Origin of the sequence: Atopobacter sp. AH10, from assembly GCF_003664595.1 — a bacterium.
Lineage (GTDB): Bacteria > Bacillota > Bacilli > Lactobacillales > Aerococcaceae > Atopobacter.
On record NZ_QXPZ01000036.1, the window covers coordinates 70,833 to 90,255 of the forward strand.

18 protein-coding genes are annotated in these 19,423 nt (G+C 35.0%); 16 read left to right on the forward strand and 2 right to left on the reverse strand.

Annotated elements, in window-relative coordinates; all coding sequences use genetic code 11:
* Nucleotides 1-122 precede the first annotated feature (122 nt).
* On the reverse strand, nucleotides 123-881 hold the full coding sequence (locus D3H64_RS07815) for a DeoR/GlpR family DNA-binding transcription regulator (protein WP_121565691.1): 759 nt from the start codon (nucleotides 879-881) through the stop codon (nucleotides 123-125).
* A gap of 171 nt (nucleotides 882-1,052) precedes the next feature.
* On the opposite strand from D3H64_RS07815, the gene D3H64_RS07820 reads away from it, so the two are divergent.
* From D3H64_RS07820 to D3H64_RS07835, 4 genes are read left to right on the forward strand one after another with little or no spacing between them, the layout of a single operon-like run.
* Nucleotides 1,053-2,357 carry an alpha-L-fucosidase gene (locus tag D3H64_RS07820; RefSeq protein ID WP_233554920.1) on the forward strand — a complete coding sequence of 435 codons (1,305 nt, stop codon included), beginning with the start codon at nucleotides 1,053-1,055 and terminating at the stop codon, nucleotides 2,355-2,357.
* 14 nt (nucleotides 2,358-2,371) lie between these two features.
* Nucleotides 2,372-3,304, forward strand: a complete 933-nt coding sequence (locus D3H64_RS07825) for a PTS mannose/fructose/sorbose transporter subunit IIAB (RefSeq protein WP_121565692.1) — start codon at nucleotides 2,372-2,374, stop codon at nucleotides 3,302-3,304.
* Between the two features lie 15 nt (nucleotides 3,305-3,319).
* Nucleotides 3,320-4,129: a PTS sugar transporter subunit IIC gene (locus D3H64_RS07830; RefSeq protein ID WP_121565693.1), complete on the forward strand. Its 810-nt coding sequence runs from the start codon at nucleotides 3,320-3,322 to the stop codon at nucleotides 4,127-4,129.
* Nucleotides 4,110-4,907, forward strand: a complete 798-nt coding sequence (locus tag D3H64_RS07835) for a PTS system mannose/fructose/sorbose family transporter subunit IID (RefSeq protein ID WP_233554921.1) — start codon at nucleotides 4,110-4,112, stop codon at nucleotides 4,905-4,907. The genes D3H64_RS07830 and D3H64_RS07835 overlap by 20 nt, the downstream gene beginning before the upstream one ends.
* A gap of 153 nt (nucleotides 4,908-5,060) precedes the next feature.
* Here the strand turns inward: D3H64_RS07835 and D3H64_RS07840 are convergent, their stop codons facing one another.
* Nucleotides 5,061-6,218, reverse strand: a complete 1,158-nt coding sequence (locus tag D3H64_RS07840) for an ROK family transcriptional regulator (protein ID WP_121565694.1) — start codon at nucleotides 6,216-6,218, stop codon at nucleotides 5,061-5,063.
* Between the two features lie 275 nt (nucleotides 6,219-6,493).
* Between D3H64_RS07840 and D3H64_RS07845 the strand changes: the two genes are divergently transcribed.
* The 12 genes from D3H64_RS07845 to jag all read left to right on the forward strand — a co-directional run bounded on the left by D3H64_RS07845 (nucleotide 6,494) and on the right by jag (nucleotide 19,183).
* The gene (locus D3H64_RS07845; protein ID WP_121565695.1) at nucleotides 6,494-8,560 is read left to right on the forward strand and encodes a TIM-barrel domain-containing protein; all 2,067 of its coding nucleotides are present in this window, start codon (nucleotides 6,494-6,496) and stop codon (nucleotides 8,558-8,560) included.
* A complete protein-coding gene (locus D3H64_RS07850; protein ID WP_121565696.1) occupies nucleotides 8,560-9,348 on the forward strand; it encodes a PTS sugar transporter subunit IIC in 789 nt (262 codons plus the stop codon). The genes D3H64_RS07845 and D3H64_RS07850 overlap by 1 nt, the downstream gene beginning before the upstream one ends.
* Nucleotides 9,335-10,129 (forward strand): PTS system mannose/fructose/sorbose family transporter subunit IID, encoded by a 795-nt coding sequence (locus tag D3H64_RS07855; RefSeq protein WP_121565697.1) that lies wholly within the window; start codon nucleotides 9,335-9,337, stop codon nucleotides 10,127-10,129. Before D3H64_RS07850 ends, D3H64_RS07855 begins: the two co-directional genes overlap by 14 nt.
* 17 nt (nucleotides 10,130-10,146) lie before the next feature.
* Complete coding sequence (locus D3H64_RS07860) at nucleotides 10,147-10,629, forward strand: PTS sugar transporter subunit IIB (RefSeq protein WP_121565698.1); 483 nt, start codon at nucleotides 10,147-10,149, stop codon at nucleotides 10,627-10,629.
* Between the two features lie 666 nt (nucleotides 10,630-11,295).
* The gene (locus tag D3H64_RS07865) at nucleotides 11,296-12,636 is read left to right on the forward strand and encodes a DUF3798 domain-containing protein (RefSeq protein ID WP_121565699.1); all 1,341 of its coding nucleotides are present in this window, start codon (nucleotides 11,296-11,298) and stop codon (nucleotides 12,634-12,636) included.
* Between the two features lie 89 nt (nucleotides 12,637-12,725).
* On the forward strand, nucleotides 12,726-14,315 hold the full coding sequence (locus D3H64_RS07870; protein WP_121565700.1) for a sugar ABC transporter ATP-binding protein: 1,590 nt from the start codon (nucleotides 12,726-12,728) through the stop codon (nucleotides 14,313-14,315).
* On the forward strand, nucleotides 14,308-15,384 hold the full coding sequence (locus D3H64_RS07875) for an ABC transporter permease (RefSeq protein WP_121565701.1): 1,077 nt from the start codon (nucleotides 14,308-14,310) through the stop codon (nucleotides 15,382-15,384). Before D3H64_RS07870 ends, D3H64_RS07875 begins: the two co-directional genes overlap by 8 nt.
* A complete protein-coding gene (locus tag D3H64_RS07880; RefSeq protein ID WP_121565702.1) occupies nucleotides 15,377-16,513 on the forward strand; it encodes an ABC transporter permease in 1,137 nt (378 codons plus the stop codon). Before D3H64_RS07875 ends, D3H64_RS07880 begins: the two co-directional genes overlap by 8 nt.
* 188 nt (nucleotides 16,514-16,701) lie before the next feature.
* Nucleotides 16,702-16,836 carry a 50S ribosomal protein L34 gene (gene rpmH, locus D3H64_RS07885; RefSeq protein WP_121565703.1) on the forward strand — a complete coding sequence of 45 codons (135 nt, stop codon included), beginning with the start codon at nucleotides 16,702-16,704 and terminating at the stop codon, nucleotides 16,834-16,836.
* 121 nt (nucleotides 16,837-16,957) lie between these two features.
* Nucleotides 16,958-17,326 carry a ribonuclease P protein component gene (gene rnpA, locus D3H64_RS07890; protein ID WP_121565704.1) on the forward strand — a complete coding sequence of 123 codons (369 nt, stop codon included), beginning with the start codon at nucleotides 16,958-16,960 and terminating at the stop codon, nucleotides 17,324-17,326.
* Nucleotides 17,323-18,141 carry a membrane protein insertase YidC gene (gene yidC, locus D3H64_RS07895; protein WP_121565705.1) on the forward strand — a complete coding sequence of 273 codons (819 nt, stop codon included), beginning with the start codon at nucleotides 17,323-17,325 and terminating at the stop codon, nucleotides 18,139-18,141. Before rnpA ends, yidC begins: the two co-directional genes overlap by 4 nt.
* Nucleotides 18,142-18,304: 163 nt before the next feature.
* Nucleotides 18,305-19,183: an RNA-binding cell elongation regulator Jag/EloR gene (gene jag, locus D3H64_RS07900; RefSeq protein WP_121565706.1), complete on the forward strand. Its 879-nt coding sequence runs from the start codon at nucleotides 18,305-18,307 to the stop codon at nucleotides 19,181-19,183.
* The last annotated feature ends 240 nt before the right edge of the window (nucleotides 19,184-19,423 follow it).

The following is a 19,423-nucleotide window of genomic DNA, read 5'->3' on the forward strand; positions in this document are numbered from 1 at the left end:
TGGAAGGAATGGATACCTCCAAAGTAGACAGGCTAATAACCTCAATCTACTTTGGAGGTATTTTTTGGCTTAAAAGTTCAAAATCTATGGAATGTAGGTTGTATAAAAAGAAAGAGTCAATATTAATAAAGAAATTCAATATCTAAAGATAAAGATGCTTTTTCCAATTCGTCATTTTTTTTATCAGAGATTATTACATCTATTTTATTCATTGAGGTAACAATAAAAGGGTGTTGGTGACTATATTTTGTGTGATCAGATAAATAAATCGATTTTTTGGCTAAGTGAATAAGATGACGCTTAAATTTAGCTTGATAGTAGTTTGCTTCATATATTGCGTGCGTATCAAATCCTGTGGTTGAAAAAAGACATAAATCAAAATTAAATTGATGAAGATAAGGTAAACTGAATTCCTTAACTATGCTCTCAGCATCTCTAATAAGTTCACCTCCAACTAGATATATTTTACTTGAATAAGATGTTTTATTTATAAGTTCATGAGCGAGACCTAAACCGTTTGTTACAATAACCAAGTTGGGAATATTATGAATAAAAGGCACCATTGCTTTTGTTGTACTAGAAGCATCCATGAATAGACACATTCCTCTTCCAATAAAGTTACTAGCTATTTCAGCGATATGTTTTTTTTCTTCGATTAATACATGATCTCTGTATTGAGGAAGGACTTCTTGATTCGATCCAATTTCAATCATAGCTCCCCCACGAAAGCGGCGTATGAGCCCTTCTGTTTCTAATTCTATTAATACTCTCCTTAGTGTAGCAGGTGAACAATATAGGAACTGTTGCATTGAGTCATTTGAGAGCTTCTTTTTACTTCTTAACAAATCAAGTAATTGTTCCTTACGGGGCATTGTTGTCATAGAATATATATTCTCCTTTAGTAAAGATGTGTTGTTGATTTTATTAAGCTTATTAGCGTTTGGATAATTTCTGAAGAATAAGATGAACTATCTTCAATTTACTTTTCAAGTATAGCATTACTAAAGTGTAAACGATACCATGGAATAAAGAGAATGATTGGAGATATAGAGATGAATAAAAAAAATGAATGGTTTAAAATTGGAAAATATGGACTTTTTATACATTTTGGATTGTATTCAATTGCAGCTCGGCATGAATGGGTTCAAACTTTGGAAGAGATTCCTACAGAAATTTATGCTCAGTATAAGGATTATTTCAATCCCGATTTGTTAAATCCAAAAGAATGGGCAAATAAGGCAAAAGAAATGGGATTTAAATATGTCATTATTACTTGTCGACACCATGATGGATTTTCTTTATGGGATACTAAATATTCAGAATATAATATCACTAATACGCCGTATAAAAAAGATTTATTAAGAGAATTGATTGATGAGTTTAGAAATGCTGGTATACATATAGGATTGTATTATTCCTTGTTAGATTGGCATCGAAAAGACTTTTTAGTTGATGGATATCATCCTATGAGAAATAATTCTAAATATATAGAAAAATACCCAGGTAATATGGATACTTATAGGCAATTTATAAGACATCAAGTTGAAGAGTTATTAACTCAATATGGGAAAATAGATTACTTGTGGTTTGACTTTTCGTATGAATCGAGAAAATGGGGAAAGTTAGTTGGCAAAGGGCCAGATGATTGGGGAAGTGAAGAACTGGAAAAACTCATTTATAAACTACAACCAAATATATTGTTAAATGACAGATTAGGGCTTAATCGAGGTGTCCAAACACCAGAACAATTTGCTAGAAGTAAAGGTATGGATAATGAAGATGATCTTTGGGAAACTGTTCAAACATTAAACAATAGCTGGGGTTATGATCGAGATAATTATAATTTTAAATCCTCAGAATTAGTTATAAAACAATTAGTGGATAGCGTTTCAAAGGGTGGTAATTTTGTTATAAATATAGGGCCTGATGGTAGAGGAAAATGGGATAAAAGATCAGTTTCGATCTTGAATGAAGTAGGGGAATGGTTAAAAATTAATGGCATATCTATCTATGGAACGTCCCCTTCGAAATATAAGGCTCCTGTAGATTGTCGTTATACTCAAAAAGGTAATAAATTATATTTACATGTTTTTAGCTGGCCATATAGAACTATTTTATTACCTGAGTTAGGAGGTAAAATTAGTTTTGCTAGATTGCTAGATGATGGCTCAGAAATTAGATTTGTAGATACGAAAGGTCTCACAGATGATAGACCAAGCAATACAAATTTATATAAAGAAATAACAGAAGTTCATGTGAAAGAGTCGTTGGATCCTACTATGGTCATGTTGAATTTACCTATTCATCAGCCAAACTCATATGTAACTGTGATTGAACTGACGTTAAAAAATAAATAGGAGGATGAGCCAAAATGCATTCAGTTATCCATTTAGTTTTAGCTTCTCATGGAAGATTTGCTGAGGGAATGAAAGATAGCATTCAAATGATTTTCGGATCAACGAAAAATCTTCACTATTTGGTATTTTATCCGGATGAGTCACCTGAAGACTTTCGAAGGAAAGTAGAAGTTTTAACAAAATCGTTTGAAGAAAATAGTAAGATAGTTTTTTTGACAGATATTAAAGGGGGGACACCATATAACCAAATAGAACAATTTAAAGAAACTGTTGATTTACCCATTGAAATTATTTCTGGGATAAATCTCCCTACTGTTTTACAATGTTACAGTGCTGTATTGAGTGGTGAAACAGATTTGGCAATAATTGTTAATAAAGGAGTAATCGAGGGAGAGAAATCTCTTCAATCAACAGTTGACAGAAGAAGTGATTGTCAAGAAACAGAGATAAGTAGTGAAGGGGATATAAAAGAAGCATTCGGTATCACTCATGTTAGATTAGATGAAAGACTTATACATGGTCAAATTGCCACACTTTGGGTAGGATATTTGAAAGTAAATAGAATTATGGTTATAGATGATGATATCGTAAAGAATGAAGTGGCGAAATCATCGTTAAAATCAGCTGTTCCTTCAGGAGTTAAATTAAGTATTCTTACTGTTAAAAATGCAGCGAAAAGAATAAAAGAAAAAGTATATAGTGGTCAAAAAGTATTGGTGATTTTAAAAAATATAGACACTCTGTTTAAACTTTTAGAATGCGGAGCACCGATACAAGAGATTAATTTGGGTAATGCAAGTCCTAAAGACAATACTGTTTCTATAAATAAGTCGCTATTTTTACCTCAAGATGCTATAGATAAACTATTATCCTTAGAAAAGTCTGGATTTAGGGTGACGGTTCAAATGGTTCCCATGGATGAAAAGAAGTTTTTAAACTATAAATAAAAGTAGGTGAGGACGATGGAAATTCAAATATGGCAAATTATTGTGCTATCTTTACTAGGAGGATTTGCAATTGTTGAGAATTTGAGTACTTGTGTTTTAGCTAATCAAGCATTAATGATGGGTACCATTACAGGGATTGTTATGGGGGACTTAAAAACTGGTTTGGCTGTTGGTGCTACTTTACAATTAATGGGATTGGGAATACAAGCGTATGGAGGAGCTAGTGTTCCTGATTATATGACAGCGTCTATTGTTGGAACTGCATTTGCAGTATCTAGCGGAAAAGGAATTGAATTTGGTATTGGTTTAGCAGTCCCAGTAGCCTTACTGATGATACAATTGGATATTTTGGCTCGTTTTGGAAATGTATTCTTACAAAGACAAATAGATAATGCTATCAAAGAAAAAAAGGAGTATTTAATTTCTCGTTACCATTATTTAGGTATATTGAATTGGGGATTATCTCGTGCTTTACCTATTTTCATTGTATTTTGCTTTGGACAAAGAGTTGTTGATTTGATTTCACATACTATTCCTAGTTGGTTAACTGGTGGATTATCTGTTGCAGGAGGAATTTTACCAGCTGTAGGTATCGCTATCTTATTACGCTATTTGCCAGCAAAGAATTATTTAACTTTTTTGATAATTGGATTTCTTGCTGTTGCCTATCTTAAGATGTCTGTTTTTGGGGTTGCATTATTAGGATTAGCTTGCGCTCTTTATGCTTTTCAACAAGCAATTAAGTCATCAGAAAATACCAGTTATATATCTGAATCGGAAAGTTCCATGGGGAAGGGGCTGCTTAATGATGAGTACGAAAATTAATGATAAAATACTTTCTAAAGTAAGTAAAAGATGGATTATTGGAAGTCAGCTTTCTTGGAACTATGAAAGAATGATGGGTGGTGGATATCTTTACTCTATTTTGCCATTTTTAAAAGAAAATTATGGAGATAAATCAGAAGAATATTATGAAATGGTTGATACTCATAGCCAATTTTTTAATACTACACCTCATATGGGTGGGTTTATCCTGGGGATGGATATGGCAACTGAAGAAGTAGAAGGATTGAAAGCTAAAGAAGCTATTACTAGTTTAAAAACTGGTTTGATGGGTTCTTTTGCGGGTGTTGGAGATACTATATTTGGTGTGCTATTTCCAACAGTATTCGGATCTGTAGCATCTTATATGGCCTTAAAAGGGAATAGTATAGGATTAATTCTATGGATTATTGTTAATTTAGGATTATTAGTATTTAGATATTATTCGGTAGGGATCGGCTATAAACAAGGACTAAAGTTAGTGGATACTATGTCTGGAAGAATGAAAGCACTCACACATTCAGCTACATTGCTGGGAGTGACAGTAATAGGAGCAATGATTCCATCGGTAATAAACGCAAAAATTACTTGGGTATTTACTTCAGGTAAGGTTAAATTAAATGTTCAAGATACTTTAGATCAAATTATGCCAATGCTTATTCCAGCTATTATAGTTGCTATAGTCTATTGGCTTTTAGGTAAAAAAGCATTCAATTCAACAAGAGTTATTATGTTAGTTATTATTTTTTCAATAATTATGCGATTATTACAGGTTATGTAGGATACAATAAAATTTAATACATGTTAGTTGTGTAGTATTAGTGAATAAAAAGAAAGTTTTTATGTAAAAGACTTCGTCCAGGAATAGCGAAGTCTTTTACATACGTAATATTGATAAATAAAAAATATAAAAGACAAGAAACATGTAAAATTATTAAGATGAACTTAATTTCAATTTTTCGATGTTTAAAAATTTCTGAATTGACAGAGAAATAGCTCCGCTTAGAACAGGATTCCATTTAATAGAGCTACTAATAACTGGTATACCATTAGTGTATTTATTTTTTAAGTGAGATTGAATTGTAGTAATTATGTCAGGAATTTTTTTTGTTAAAGGGCTGTTGAATACAACTATATCGGGAGCATATAACATGATTGTGTTGTTAACTGCTATTGAGAGATAATAAGAATATTCATGTATCATATTTATAACTTTTGAATCATTAGAATTATATAAATGTAAAACAATATCTGAATTAATTTTATTCAGGTGTTTTGCTTCAGCTATTTCTCTATAAATTATATTTGTAGAACAATACATTTCTAAACAACCCTTATTTCCGCAGGAACATACTCTACCATTTGGAATTAAAATCGTATGACCTAATCGACCAGCGTATCCTTTATTGCCAACATCTAATTTTCCGTCTTTTACAATACCCACACCTATTCCGCTATGGAGACTAATTGATACTAAATTATTTAGGTCAGAAGAAAATGTATACTCACCCAGAGCAGATAAATTTGCTTCATTTTCAATATAGACGGGATAGGAATATTCAGCGTTTAATAATGTTTCTAAGTCTACCTCTTCAAGATTACTGTATGTAGTACTGATAATTTTGTTATTTAAAATTTGCCCCTGTAAAGCAATGGTCATTCCTACTATGCCATGAAATGTAGGAGGTAATTTTAAAGTTAATTTCTCAACAACCTGATGAATTAATTTTTGGATATTGTACTTGTTAGCGTACGTATCTATAAGTTGAAATCTCCTGATTTCTGTACCATCTAAAGTTGTAAGTAAACCGTCTATATATTCAAATCCGACGTCGATCGCAATAGCTAACCCAGATTCCTTACCATTAAAGGTTAACAATATAGGTTTTCTACCTCTGTTCGTAGCTTCCCCAATACGGGTTTCAACTACTAGATGGTCTTTTATTAATTTTTTAACGATAGATGAAACGGATGCTTTATTTAGGGAAGACATTTTGCTCAAAGTAGCACGTGATATCTCTTTGTGTGTAATGATTTCATTTAGAATAATAGATTCATTTTGCTCTCTGATAGTATATTTACTAGAAATCATATAAACACCTCGCTTGTTTATTTGTACTGTATGTTAAATCCGACAATGAAAGTGTGTACAGTTGACTTTTACAGTAGCTTGTTGTATATTCAAATCACAATTAGTTTAACGTGCAAACTAAAAAAAATCAAGTTGTAGGAAAATGTAGAATGTTTTTATTTTTTTAACTAATTAGTTTAACGTACAAACAAATAAAGATTAAACTCACATCAATGTGAGCTTTAGAAATTAAAGGAAAATATCAAATGATTAGTAAATGAAAAGATGGTGAAAAAATGATCGATATTATGGATAGATCGTTTAGTAAAGCGTTTAACGATGAATTATTACTTGTGCAAGCTTGGGGAGATAATGCGATTAGGATACGATCGTTTGTAGATATGAAATATGTAGATCGCTTTAATGCCTTGTTAGATGAACCTATTTCTTCGGAAAAGGTAGTAATTAATAAAAATATGGATGGGATAGAATTAATTAATGGAAAGATAAAAGTTGTGCTAGATCATCGTAATCGTTTAACTTTTTATAATAATAACGATCAAGTGCTTTTAAAGGAGTACATAAGATTAAGAGCAGTCAAACATGATGACGGAAGTGAAGATGTAGGGACAGTTGATATTACAAAAGATTTTAATTCAACATTGAAGTTAAAGTCTAGAGAGTATCGTTCTAATCTATGTGGTAATTTTCAAGTAATCACTAGGTTTGAATCAGAACCGAAAGAAAAAATTTTTGGAATGGGACAATATCAACAGCAATTTTTGGATTTGAAAAACACTATATTAGAATTAGCACAAAGAAATTCTCAAGCATCGATTCCATTTTATATTTCTAGTATGGGATATGGATTTTTGTGGAATAACCCAGGAATAGGAGAAGTATCGTTTGCTAAAAATATAACTAGATGGAAAATGTATTCAAGTGATTATATAGACTATGTTGTTATTTCTGGAGACGAACCTAAAGAAATATTAAGAAATTACGCAAATATGACAGGTAAGGTCCCCCAAATGCCCGATAAATTGTTGGGGCTTTGGCAAAGTAAGCTACGTTATCGAACGGCAAAAGAAGTTGTTGATGTTGTCAATGAGTATAAAAGACGAGGTATACAATTATCAACTATAGCAATTGATTATTTTCATTGGCCCAAACAAGGTGAGTATCGATTTGACGAAGAATATTGGCCCAATCCACAAACATTGATAAGTCGTTTAAAAAATAATTATTGTGTAGAGCCGTTGATTTCTATATGGCCTACGGTACAAACGGATGCTAAAAATTATGAAGATTATTTTGAAAATGGATATTTAGTTAAAGTTAATCGGGGTGTTCCTGTAACTATGCAAATTCAGGGGAACACGATGTTTATTGATATGACAAATTCTGAAGCTAGGAATTACGTTTGGAGTCTTATTAAGAAAAATTATGTAGATATAGGTGCAAGATATCTATGGTTAGATGTTGCAGAACCAGGGTATTCAGTTTATGATTTTGATAACTACAGATATAAAAAAGGATCGGATCTATATTGCGGAAACTTATATCCAATTGGATATTTAACTATGGTTTACGAGGGGTTAAAGGATCACCAATCTGTAGTGACGCTTGTTAGAGGAAGTTGGGCTGGAGCACAGCGATATGGTGCATTGCTATGGTCTGGTGATATTGATTCAAGTTTTGAAGCTTTTCGAAATCAAATTAATACAGGACTTAATGTTGGATTGGCTGGTTTACCTTGGTGGACAACAGATATAGGGGGATTTCATGGTGGGAATCCTAAAGATCCAGAGTTTCGAGAATTACTAATTAGATGGTTCCAATATGCGACATTTTCACCAATACTAAGAATGCATGGAGATCGTCTTCCTCATAGTAAACCTCTTTCGAATCATGGTGGAGGCTCCATGGTTACAGGTGCACCGAATGAGATTTGGTCTTATGGAGAAAAAGTTGAAGAACTACTAGTAAAGTATGTAAAAATAAGAGAAGTATTGAAACCGTATATCAGCAAACTTATGAATGAGGCTCATCAATTTGGAGATCCTGTAATGAGAACGTTATTCTATGAATATTCAAATGATCCAGATGCATGGGATATAGAGGATACATATTTACTTGGAGATGCATTGTTGATTGCACCAATTGAGTATTATCAAGAAACAAGTCGACCAGTTTATTTACCTAAAGGAGATAAGTGGATAGATGTATGGAGAGAAAAAGAGTATGAAGGAGGGGAAAAAATAATTATTCAAGCAAACATTAATCAAATTCCTGTATTTATTAAAGCTAGCCAGAAAGAAGAATTTGCGGACTTATTTGCAGTTATCAAGGAGGAATTTTAATGGAAACGAATGCTCTTCAGCTGTTTTTAGTTATTCTATATGGTTTTTTTATCAATCTTGAAAAGAATTCAACAATGTTTGGAACATATCAACCTGTAACAGCAGGCTTTGTAACAGGTTTAATTTTAGGTGATGTTAAAACTGGGTTATTTATTGGTGGGACTCTCCAGTTACTTTCTTTAGGTATTAGTAATTTTGGAGGAGCTTCAATACCTGATTATCAAACTGCCAGTATTGTAGCAACTTTTATCACTATTACTACTGGGCAAAAGTCTTCTGTAGGAATATCTATTGGCATTCCAGTTGCTTTATTAATGGTTCAATTAGATGTTATCAGAAATACTCTTGGAATTTGGATGGTACATCAAGCAGAAGTTGGAGCTAAAAAAGGTGATTATAGCATGATTACCAAAATGCAGATGTTTGGAGTGTTTTTAACTGCAGCTACAACAGGAATACCAGTGGCGTTGGCAGTAATTTTTGGTCCATCACTGATTAACAAAATTTTATCTACTACACCTGGTTGGTTAACAAATGGGCTAACAGTTGCGGGTGGATTATTGCCAGCTGTTGGTATAGGTTTATTGCTTAGGTATCTTCCTGTTAAAGAGTATTTTAGTTATCTTGTAATTGGTTTTGTTATGGTAGTTTATTTAAAAATACCCTTATTAGGAGTAGCTATATTGGGTGCTGCGATTGCGTTGATTGTGTATAAAAATAATATTCAAAGTACAGGTCATAATAATATACTATACAATTCTGTGGGGAGTGTAGATGAAGATGAATAATCAAAAAAAGGTAAATAAAAGGGTTTTGTGGAGATGGTTTTTCACAAGTTCCGTATCATCTAATTACGAAAAAATGCAGGCTTTGGCCTACTGTTATGCGGTTTTACCTTTTCTTAAAGAAACCTATAAAAATAAACCGAAAAAATTACAAAGTGAAGTACTTAACCATCTACAATTTTTCAATACGAATCCTTGGGTTGCTCCATATATATTAGGTATAAATGTTGCTATGGAGGAAGATGGGGATAATAATGTTGAAGAAGCAGTAACCTCAATTAAAACTGGACTGATGGGGCCGGTAGCTGGATTAGGTGATAGTTTATTTGTGGTAATACCTTGGACTATATTTGGAGCTATAGCTGCTAATATGGCCATTGACGGGAGCCCCATAGGTATTTTTTTGTGGATAGCTGTAAGTGTATTTTTGAAAATGTTAAGTATTCCATTATTTGATTTAGGGTATACATCTGGAACAAAATTGATAGCAACTATTGAAAAAAGTTTAAAACAGCTAACAGAATCAACGTCAATACTGGGGTTAATGGTAGTGGGAGCGCTAATACCATCTGTTGTTAAAGCGAACATAGCTTTGAGTTTTAAACAAGGGAGTTTTACAATGAGCGGTCAAAAAATCTTAGACCAAATTATGCCTGGGTTATTGCCGGCTATGTTAGTTGCGGGGGTATATTTCGCTTTGAAAAAGAATATAAAACCAATATATTTAATATTAGGTGTGATGGTGCTATCTGTTGTATTATCCGCTGCAGGATGTTTGAAATAGATTAGGGGTAATATTATATGGAAATGAAGGGAATAAATAATATACGTATTGATGATCGACTAATTCATGGACAAGTTGCTACTATGTGGACAAATAAACTAGGAATTAATCGGATAATGGTTGCAAATGATGATGTGGCAAAAAATGACATTCAAAAGCAAATGCTAAGATTGGCTGTCCCAGCAGGTGTTTCTTCTTCTATTCTTACAAAAGAAAGGGCAATTGCTAATATAAAAAGCAAAAAATATGAAGGACAGAATGTTTTATTGATTGTAAAATCTCCAGTTGATTTGTTACCTTTTATTGAAAATGGATTAGAGATGAAACAAATTAATGTAGGAAATATGTCACATCGTACTAATACAAGTTCTCTACGTGCAAATATTAGTGTAACCAAAGAAGAGAGAGAGGCGTTTGAAACATTATTAAATATTGGTGTTGAAATTACTACAATCATGGCTCCGGATGACAAGAAAACATTTTTAAAGGATATTTTATAGTTTCTGAGTAGAATTTTATTAATTATACTCTTATAAAGAGTTTAGTTTGATGGAAGAGAGCATATCTTTTTGAAATAGTAATTGATGGAAAATGAATTTGGTAGTGGTCAATTCTAATAATTGTTTATTGTTGGTGTTACAAGGCATATCTAAATTCCGTCCTGTTGTAGTGACTTTATAGAGGATTTAGATGTGCCTTTATATATATACTTAGTTGTTGGTGAATATAAGCACTTATGAATAGAGAACTCAGTCTGACCGATCTGAAGGAAAGAGTCCTTCATCGGAAGTAGCGTCAAAGGAAGTCAAGCGAATTACTTGCTGTGCCGAAAGGCTTACAGCAAGTATGAGAATGACTAGCTGGGAGACCAAGGCTCCCAGTGGTCCCGCTACAATTATCCGATGAAGGCAACTCTTATCCGAAAGACTCGGTCATTTTTGTGTTTTATATTTCATATGCAGACAATCGTCTGTATTTTTCAACAACAACTAAGTATATATCCATTAAAGATAAGTTACCGTAAGGGGACGATCACTTGTTAAAATAGTGAAAAATGAAAATGAAATGAGTAAAAAACAAAAAAATCGACAAAAAGAGTTGACCTAAAAAGTAAAACTATGCTAGAATGCCATTAATTATTAAAAAAAGATTAAAGGAGTGTTAGAATGGTGGCTACATTAAAAAAACTGCTCGCTTACGTAACAGTCTTATGCGCACTGCTCTTGTGTGTAGGTTGCCAACGTGTAGACGATTCTGTGAAAACGAAGGGGAAAGAAGCTTCTACAGAAGTGAACGATAAGGTAAAAGCAAAATTCAAAGCCCTTAAAAAAGGAGAAAAATTCCATATCGGTATCGTGACAGGGACGGTATCCCAAGGTGAGGATGAATTTCGTGCAGCTGAAAAAGCCATTGAACTTTATGGCGATGCTAATAAAGGCGGTATGATTAAACATGATACCTATCCTGATAAGTATGAAGCAGAACAAGAAACCACCATTTCAAAAATTGTGGCTATGGCAGATGATCCTTTAATGAAAGCTGTTATTGTCAACCAATCGGTACCTGGAACTGTAGCAGCCTTTAATCAAATCCGTGAAAAACGACCAGATATCATTTTAGTCAATGTGATGGGTCAAGAGGATACCATGATGGTAGAAAATGCAGCGGATTTAGCTATCGATGCGGACAATGTTTCTAGAGGTTATCGTATTGTTAAGGCAGCTAAAGAAATGGGTGCGAAAAAATTTGCGCATATTACCTTCCCAAGACATATGTCCATCGAATTGTTGGCTTTACGCCGAGCTATTATGGAAGAAGCTTGTAAAGATTTAGGGATGGAATTTATTTCTCTTAATGCACCTGACCCAATTGGTGATATTGGTGTTCCAGGAGCTCAACAATACATTGCTGAAAATGTACAATCATGGATTGATAAGTATGGTAAAGACACAGCTTTCTACTGTACAAATGATGCGCATACAGAACCTCTATTACGCGGTGTTGCAGCTGGTGGGGCGATTTTTGTAGAACAAGATTTACCATCTCCAATCATGGGTTATCCAAAAGCCTTTTCAGTTAATATCAAAAATATGTCTGGAGATTGGAAAGCTATTAATGCGGCAGTTGAAAAAGCAGTTATCGCTAAAGGTGGCGCTAAACGTATGGGGACTTGGGCTTACTCTTTAGGCTATTCGACGACTTTAGGCTCTGTTGATCACTTGATTGAAGTGTTAAATGGCCGATCAGAATTGTTGAATAAGGACCAATTGATTCAAACGATTGGTAAACGTACTGAAGGATCCAACTGGATGGCATCTAATTATATGGATCGTTCTACAGGAGACGTCAGAGAAAATCATGTCTTGTTGGCTCAAGACACTTATGTTTATGGGAAAGGTTTCTTAGGAATGGACAAAGTAAAAGTTCCTAAAAAATATCTCAATCTTAATGTTGACTTAGAAGCCATCAAAGCATCTCAAGAAAAAGCTGAAGGTAAGGCTAAATAAATTAAGAATGAACAACTGAAAATAGGAAAAACAAGTGAAAATCAACGGGTTTCCGTTGATTTTCCGTTTATTCCAGATGGAGGTATCTTGTGAATACATTGCTTGAATTGAAAAAAGTCAGCAAAAGTTACGGGGAAAACCTTGTCTTGAAAGATGTTAATTTTTCTTTAGATAGTGGCAAAATTCTCGGTTTAGTTGGGGAAAATGGGGCAGGCAAGTCTACCTTGATGAACATTCTCTTTGGGATGAATGTTATTCAATCTACAGGAGGCTATAAGGGTGAGATTTATTTTGATGGTCAATTGATTCATTTTAAATCACCTATTGATGCATTAAAAGCAGGCATAGGTATGGTGCATCAAGAATTCAGTTTAATTCCAGGTTTTACAGTAGCTGAAAATATCACCTTAGATATGGAAAAGACCAAGTCGGGCTTTGCTTCTAAAGTCTTAGGTAAAAAAATGGCTACTATTGATATGGAAGCTAACTGTCATCTGGCTGAGAAAGCTTTGGGGACATTAGATGTAAAGATAGATCCTCATGCTTATGTATCAGAAATGCCAGTGGGTCATAAACAGTTTATCGAAATTGCTAGAGAGATCACCCGAAAAGATGTGAAATTACTCATAATGGATGAACCGACAGCTGTTTTAACCGAATCTGAAGCTAATAGTCTAATGGAAGCCTTGAAAAGGTTATCTGATATAGGGATAGCGATTATTTTTATTTCCCACCGTCTACGGGAAATTACGACGATTTGCGATCGGGTAGTTGTTTTAAGAGATGGGGAAATTATAGAAGATCGTGAGAATAAAAATTTATCTATAGAATCTATTGCAGGCTGGATGGTTGGCCGTCAAAAGAAAAAGAATTTGTCTGAGAAAGCGAGCAGAAAGAATCTGGATGAAAATAATTATTTGATGGAAGTGGAGCACCTAGCTGTTGATATGCCTGGTGAGGCAGTTTATGATGTCAATCTTTCTATTATTAAGGGAGAAATTTTAGGGATTGCTGGTTTAGCAGGACAAGGTAAATTGGGGATTCCTAATGGTATTTTAGGGAGCTACCCTGCTCAAGGGAAAATTCGTTATAAGGGAAAAGAATTACCTTTAGGCGATACTCTAGAGATTTTGAAACAAAAGATTGCTTTTGTGTCGGAAGATAGGAGAGGCGTTGGCTTACTACTTGAAGAACCAATTTTTTGGAATATTTCTTTCAATGCTATGCAAGTTCAGGAAAAATTTATCCAAAAAAGATTTGGATTGAAATTTAGAGATGAAGAAGCTATGCGCAAGTTATCTGAACATTATATTCAATCCTTGGCTATTAAAACGACTGGACCAGATCAAAAAGCAGGTCGCTTATCTGGAGGAAATCAGCAAAAAGTGTGCTTAGCCAAAGCCTTTGCCATGGAACCTGATTTATTATTTGTTTCAGAACCCACACGAGGAATTGATATTGGGGCTAAGGAGCTAGTCCTAGAAGCCTTGAAAAAGAGAAATGTGGAAGATGGGACAACGATTGTGATGGTATCTTCAGAATTAGAAGAATTAAGAAGTATTTGCGATCGTATTGCGGTGGTATGCGAAGGAAAAATTGCTGGGATTCTTAAGCCAGATGATAGTCCAGAAAAATATGGGCTCTTGATGAGTGGAGAAGTGGAGGCAATCAATGGTTAAAGTAAAAAGTTTGTTTAAAACAATAGGGGTTCCTCGATTCATTATTGGGATGTTTTTGATCAGTTTATTGATGATTGCACCATACGCAGGTGTATCTTTAACGGACTCCATTGAGAATGTTTTGGCACGCTTTGGAATGTTTTCCATACTGGTCTTATCTCTAGTTCCAATGGTGCAATCGGGATGTGGATTAAATTTTGGTGTACCAATAGGGATCGTTTCAGGGATACTCGGTGGAGTGACGTCCATTGAATTTGGGATCAAAGGATTTCCAGGAATTCTTTTGGCTATTATGATCGGCTCAGTAATAGCGGCTATTTTTGGAGCTGGCTATGGTTTTTTACTCAATAAAATTAAAGGGGACGAAATGTTGATTGCCACCTATGTGGGCTACTCCTTTACAGCTTTTATGTGTATGGCTTATCTCGTTCTCCCTTATAAAAACCCTGTTTCAGTTTTGAGCTATAGTGGGAAAGGTCTATCTCAACAGGTTCCAGTGGCCGATTATTGGATGACTTCTAGAATTTTAAAAGATGGGACAAAAGCTTCTGTTGGTATTTTGGACAATTTTTTAAGTTTTAAAGTTTTCGGCGTGAGTGTTCCGGTGGGGATGTATTTGATTTTTGCTCTTATGGCATTGATCGTTTGGACATTTTTTAGAAGTAAAACAGGGACAGCTATGACAGCAGTTGGATCCAATCCACAATATGCTAAAGCGGCCGGAATCAATATTAATCAGGTACGTTTGGTATCTGTCATCTTATCGACTATTATTGCAGCAGTAGGTATTATCATCTATCAACAATCCTATGGTTTTATTCAATTGTATCAAGCACCATTAGCCTTTACTTTCCAAACTGTTGCAGCACTTTTGATTGGTGGAGCAAGTATTAATAAAGCTTCCATTGGTCATGTTGTGATAGGGACTTTCTTGTTTCAAGGGATTATTACCTTAACACCAACAGTTATTAATGGAGCTTTGAATATTGATATTTCAGAGGTTCTTCGAATGATCATTACAAATGGCATGATTATTTACGCACTAACAAGGAGAAATGTAGATGAATAAAAAAACAGATGTTAATAAGCTCATGCGCCGTTTTCTGGTGCCTATAATCTTTTTAGTCATCGTCACTCTAGGTTTAATCATAGCCAAACCGCCTCTTTCTTTTGTGACTAATGAGCTAAGTAAGCGGATGATTCGAAATACCTTTTTAGTTTTGTCCTTGATTATTCCAATTATTGCAGGAATGGGGATTAACTTTGGTATTCCATTAGGCGCTATGGCTGGACAAATTGGGATTGTATTTGCACAAAATTGGGGATTTACAGGAGCAAGTGGTTTGCTGATTGCAGCTGGTCTTGGGACGCCAATTGCTATCTTGTTAGGTCAATTTTCAGGAAGAGTTCTTAATCGAGCGAGGGGAAGAGAAATGATTACCTCCATGATGCTTTCTTTCTTCATCCTTGGTTGGTATATGCTATTTTTGTATTACTTCTGTGGTACTTTAATCCCTATGCAAAATAAGGCAATGATCCTATCGCAAGGTTATGGGATCAAGAATTCAATTACTTTGAGTTCAGCACAAGGGTTTGATAATATTTTAAAATATCGAATTTCTTTTCCGCTAATGGCGGGTCAGTCCGTTCTTTTTGATGTACCAGTTGTGACATTAGGCCTCATTGTCCTATTATGTTTATTTATTGTATGGTTTAGAAATACGAAACTAGGGCACGATATGAAAGCTGTTGGTCAAGATCAATTAGTTGCCTCTAATGCTGGCATGCATTCAGATAAAATTAGGATCATGTCCATTGTCATTTCTACATTATTAGCTTGTTATGGGCAAATTATTTATTTACAAAATATAGGAACTCTAGCAACATATGCTGGTCAAGACCAAGCTGCCTTATACGCCGCTGCTTCCATTCTAGTTGGTGGAGCGAGCGTTTCGAAGGCCTCCATTCCTAATGTATTGATTGGGACAGCTTTATTCCATTTGATGTTTATTATCCTGCCACAAGCAGGGAGAGTTCTCACAGGGGATGCCATGATGGGAGAGTACTTTAGAACATTTATCTCTTATGGGGTCGTTACTTTAGCCTTGATCCTCCATGCAGTTGAAAGGAAAAGACAATTAGAAGCTAATCGTCTGAAAAATAGAGAAGCTCAATTAAAAAAAGAAAGTGCTAAATAGTTGATGAAAGAGCCTTCTCTCAATAGGATAAAGTGATAGAAAGGTTAAAAAACAGTTATTTCCTTGAAAAAAGCCAAAATAGACTTGGTTTTTAACGGACTTTGTGCTAAAATTCAACAGTAAATCATTTTTAATCGATTCGAGTGAATAAAAACCGAGCGAAAGAAGTACGAGGAGGTGTTCTAAACATGAAGCGTACGTATCAACCAAAGAAACGTCATCGCCAAAAAGTGCACGGCTTCCGTAAACGGATGAGCACAAAAAATGGGAGAAGAGTTTTAAAGAGTAGACGCCGTAAAGGTAGAAAAGTATTAAGCGCTTAGATCACTGACCGTCTCAGTGATCTTTTTTTGTAAGAATAGGGTCTAGTTGAAGGGACGAATTTTTTAGAGCTAGGCTATTTTTACGCATAAAAATGGTCAAGGGTGAGAGGAGGCTGGCGAAGTGGGGTTACAAAAGCAGTACCGTGTAAAAACAGAGAAGGATTATCAAGCGGTTTTTCGTCAAGGAAAGTCTTTTGCGAATCGCCAGTTTGTCATTTATGTTTTGAAGAAAGCAGGCCAAAGCCATTATCGGGTGGGTTTGTCTGTTTCGAAAAAGCTAGGGAATGCAGTAACCCGTAATCGGATTAAGCGATATATGCGGGATTGCATCCGTTTTTTTAATGACCAGCTACAGGACGACGTGGACATTGTCTTAATTGCTCGTAAGCCTGTTGTTTCCTTGAGCCTGGATCAACTGACTCACAACATGGAGCATGCTCTGTCATTAGCTCATGTTCTTAAAGATAAGAAAGGAATGAATCAGTTATGAAGCATTTCAGTAAAAAATCTTTTGCCCTTATTCCTCTAGCTTTACTTTTGACTGCGTGTGGGCGAGGTGACATTACTCATGAAAGCACAGGTCTCTGGGAAGGTGGCATTGTTTATTCATTTATTCGCCTGATCATTTGGTTATCAGATATCTGTGGTGGTAACTATGGGGTCGGCATTATTGTCTTTACAATTCTTGTGAGCATCTTGTTAATGCCATTGATGCACTTGCAATACAAGTCCATGAGAAAGATGACGGACTTGCAACCGGAAGTTGAAGAAATTAAAGCAAAATATCCTTTTGGTGATCGTGAGAGCCAAATCAAGATTCAAGAAGAAACTCAAGCGCTTTATAAAGCAAAAGGGGTCAACACCTTTGCGGGATGTTTGCCACTCTTAGCTCAAATGCCTGTTTTGATGGCCATTTATCAAGCGGTATTCCGCTCACCAGTGCTAAGGGTAGGAAGTTTCTTATGGATGAATCTAGGGAAGCCTGATCCTTACTTCATTTTACCTATTCTTGCTGGGGTATTTACCTATATCTCTACTTGGTTATCTGCTAAGTCTCAAATGCAAGAAAATGGGATGACTAAGGCTATGCAAATTGTGATGCCAGTGATGATTGCACTTATGGCAATTAACCTGCCATCTGCTGTTTCCTTGTACTGGGTCACTCGTAATATTTTCTCAGTTGGACAAATCATGGTACTCAACAATCCCTATAAGATTATTGAAGAACGTCAACGGCAAGAAAAGATCAAAAAAGATAAAGCACGTGCTGTCAGAAAGGCTTGGCATCGGAAAAAGAAAAAATAGTTAACCGTGCGAATAAAGAAGTTCTGTGATAGACTTGTAGTAGATTAGGTCAAGTGAAGACTTTGTTGATTTTATAGAGAATGGGGAGAGAGATAGACTAAAATAGCCCCTTCTTTATCCATGAACTTATGCTAAATAAAATAGTAATTAGGGAGAGAAAAGTATGAGCGATAAAGACACATTGATCATCGAAGAAGCGACGGTAGAAAAAGCTATCCAACGTGGTTTAGTGAAGATGCAACTCGAATCAAAAGATGTCACTGTTGAAATTCTCGACGAAGGGAAAAAAGGACTTTTTGGTTTTGGAGCTAGACCAGCAAAGGTAAAATTATCTCGTTTAGTCTTGAGCGGAGATGATTTAGAAGAAGAATTGGATGAAAATATAAACGAAGATGAAACTAGCCAAGAAGTTCTAGAAAATATTAAAGAGCTAGAGGATGAACTCGATCATGTTGCCGTTTCTGAAAAAGACGATGAAGAAGACGAAGATGATGAATTAGACGAATATGACGAAGATGATGAAGCAGATGAATATGATCCAGTGGATGAAGACGATGGAAAAGAATCTTTAGTCATTGATATGGCACATGAAAATGAAGTCATTGCTTCTGTAGCAACTTATTTAAAGGATGTCTGCAGAGCCTATGGGGTTGAAGCAGAAGTCGTTGGTAAGTTAGAAAGTCGTCGCATTACTTTCCAAATAGAGACTGAAAAGCAAGGATTAGTGATTGGACACCATGGGAAAATTTTAGATGCTCTACAAAACTTGGCTCAAGTTCTTGTCTTTCGAGATATCACCGGCCGTTATTCGGTTATTGTCAATGTAGGAGATTATCGTGAACGCCGTCAAGATATTTTAAAACGTCTAGCCCATCGGACAGCTAACCGAGTATTGGAAACAGGTCAATCGATTATTCTAGATCCTCTGCCTTCTTTTGAACGTAAAATGATTCATTCAGAATTAAGCCGGAATGAATTGATTCAAACGCATTCTGAAGGTAAAGAGCCTCATCGTTATTTGGTAGTAGAACCTAAAAAATAAAGGAGTAGGAGTATTCCTTTTCACAAACGCTAGAGCTATTGGTTATGAAAGCTCTAGCGTTTTTTTGGGCTCTTTCATCTCATAGGAGTTTTTTAGGGAAAAGATAAGGACTTGAAATAAGCTGTATGAGTGGGAGAAGGAGATTCAGCGCTAGCTTAGACTTTTAGGTAAAAAATAAAGGCACTTTGTCAAATTTTGTTGTTGGTAAATTTTTTAGAGAAAATCACTCTTCTTCGGGGG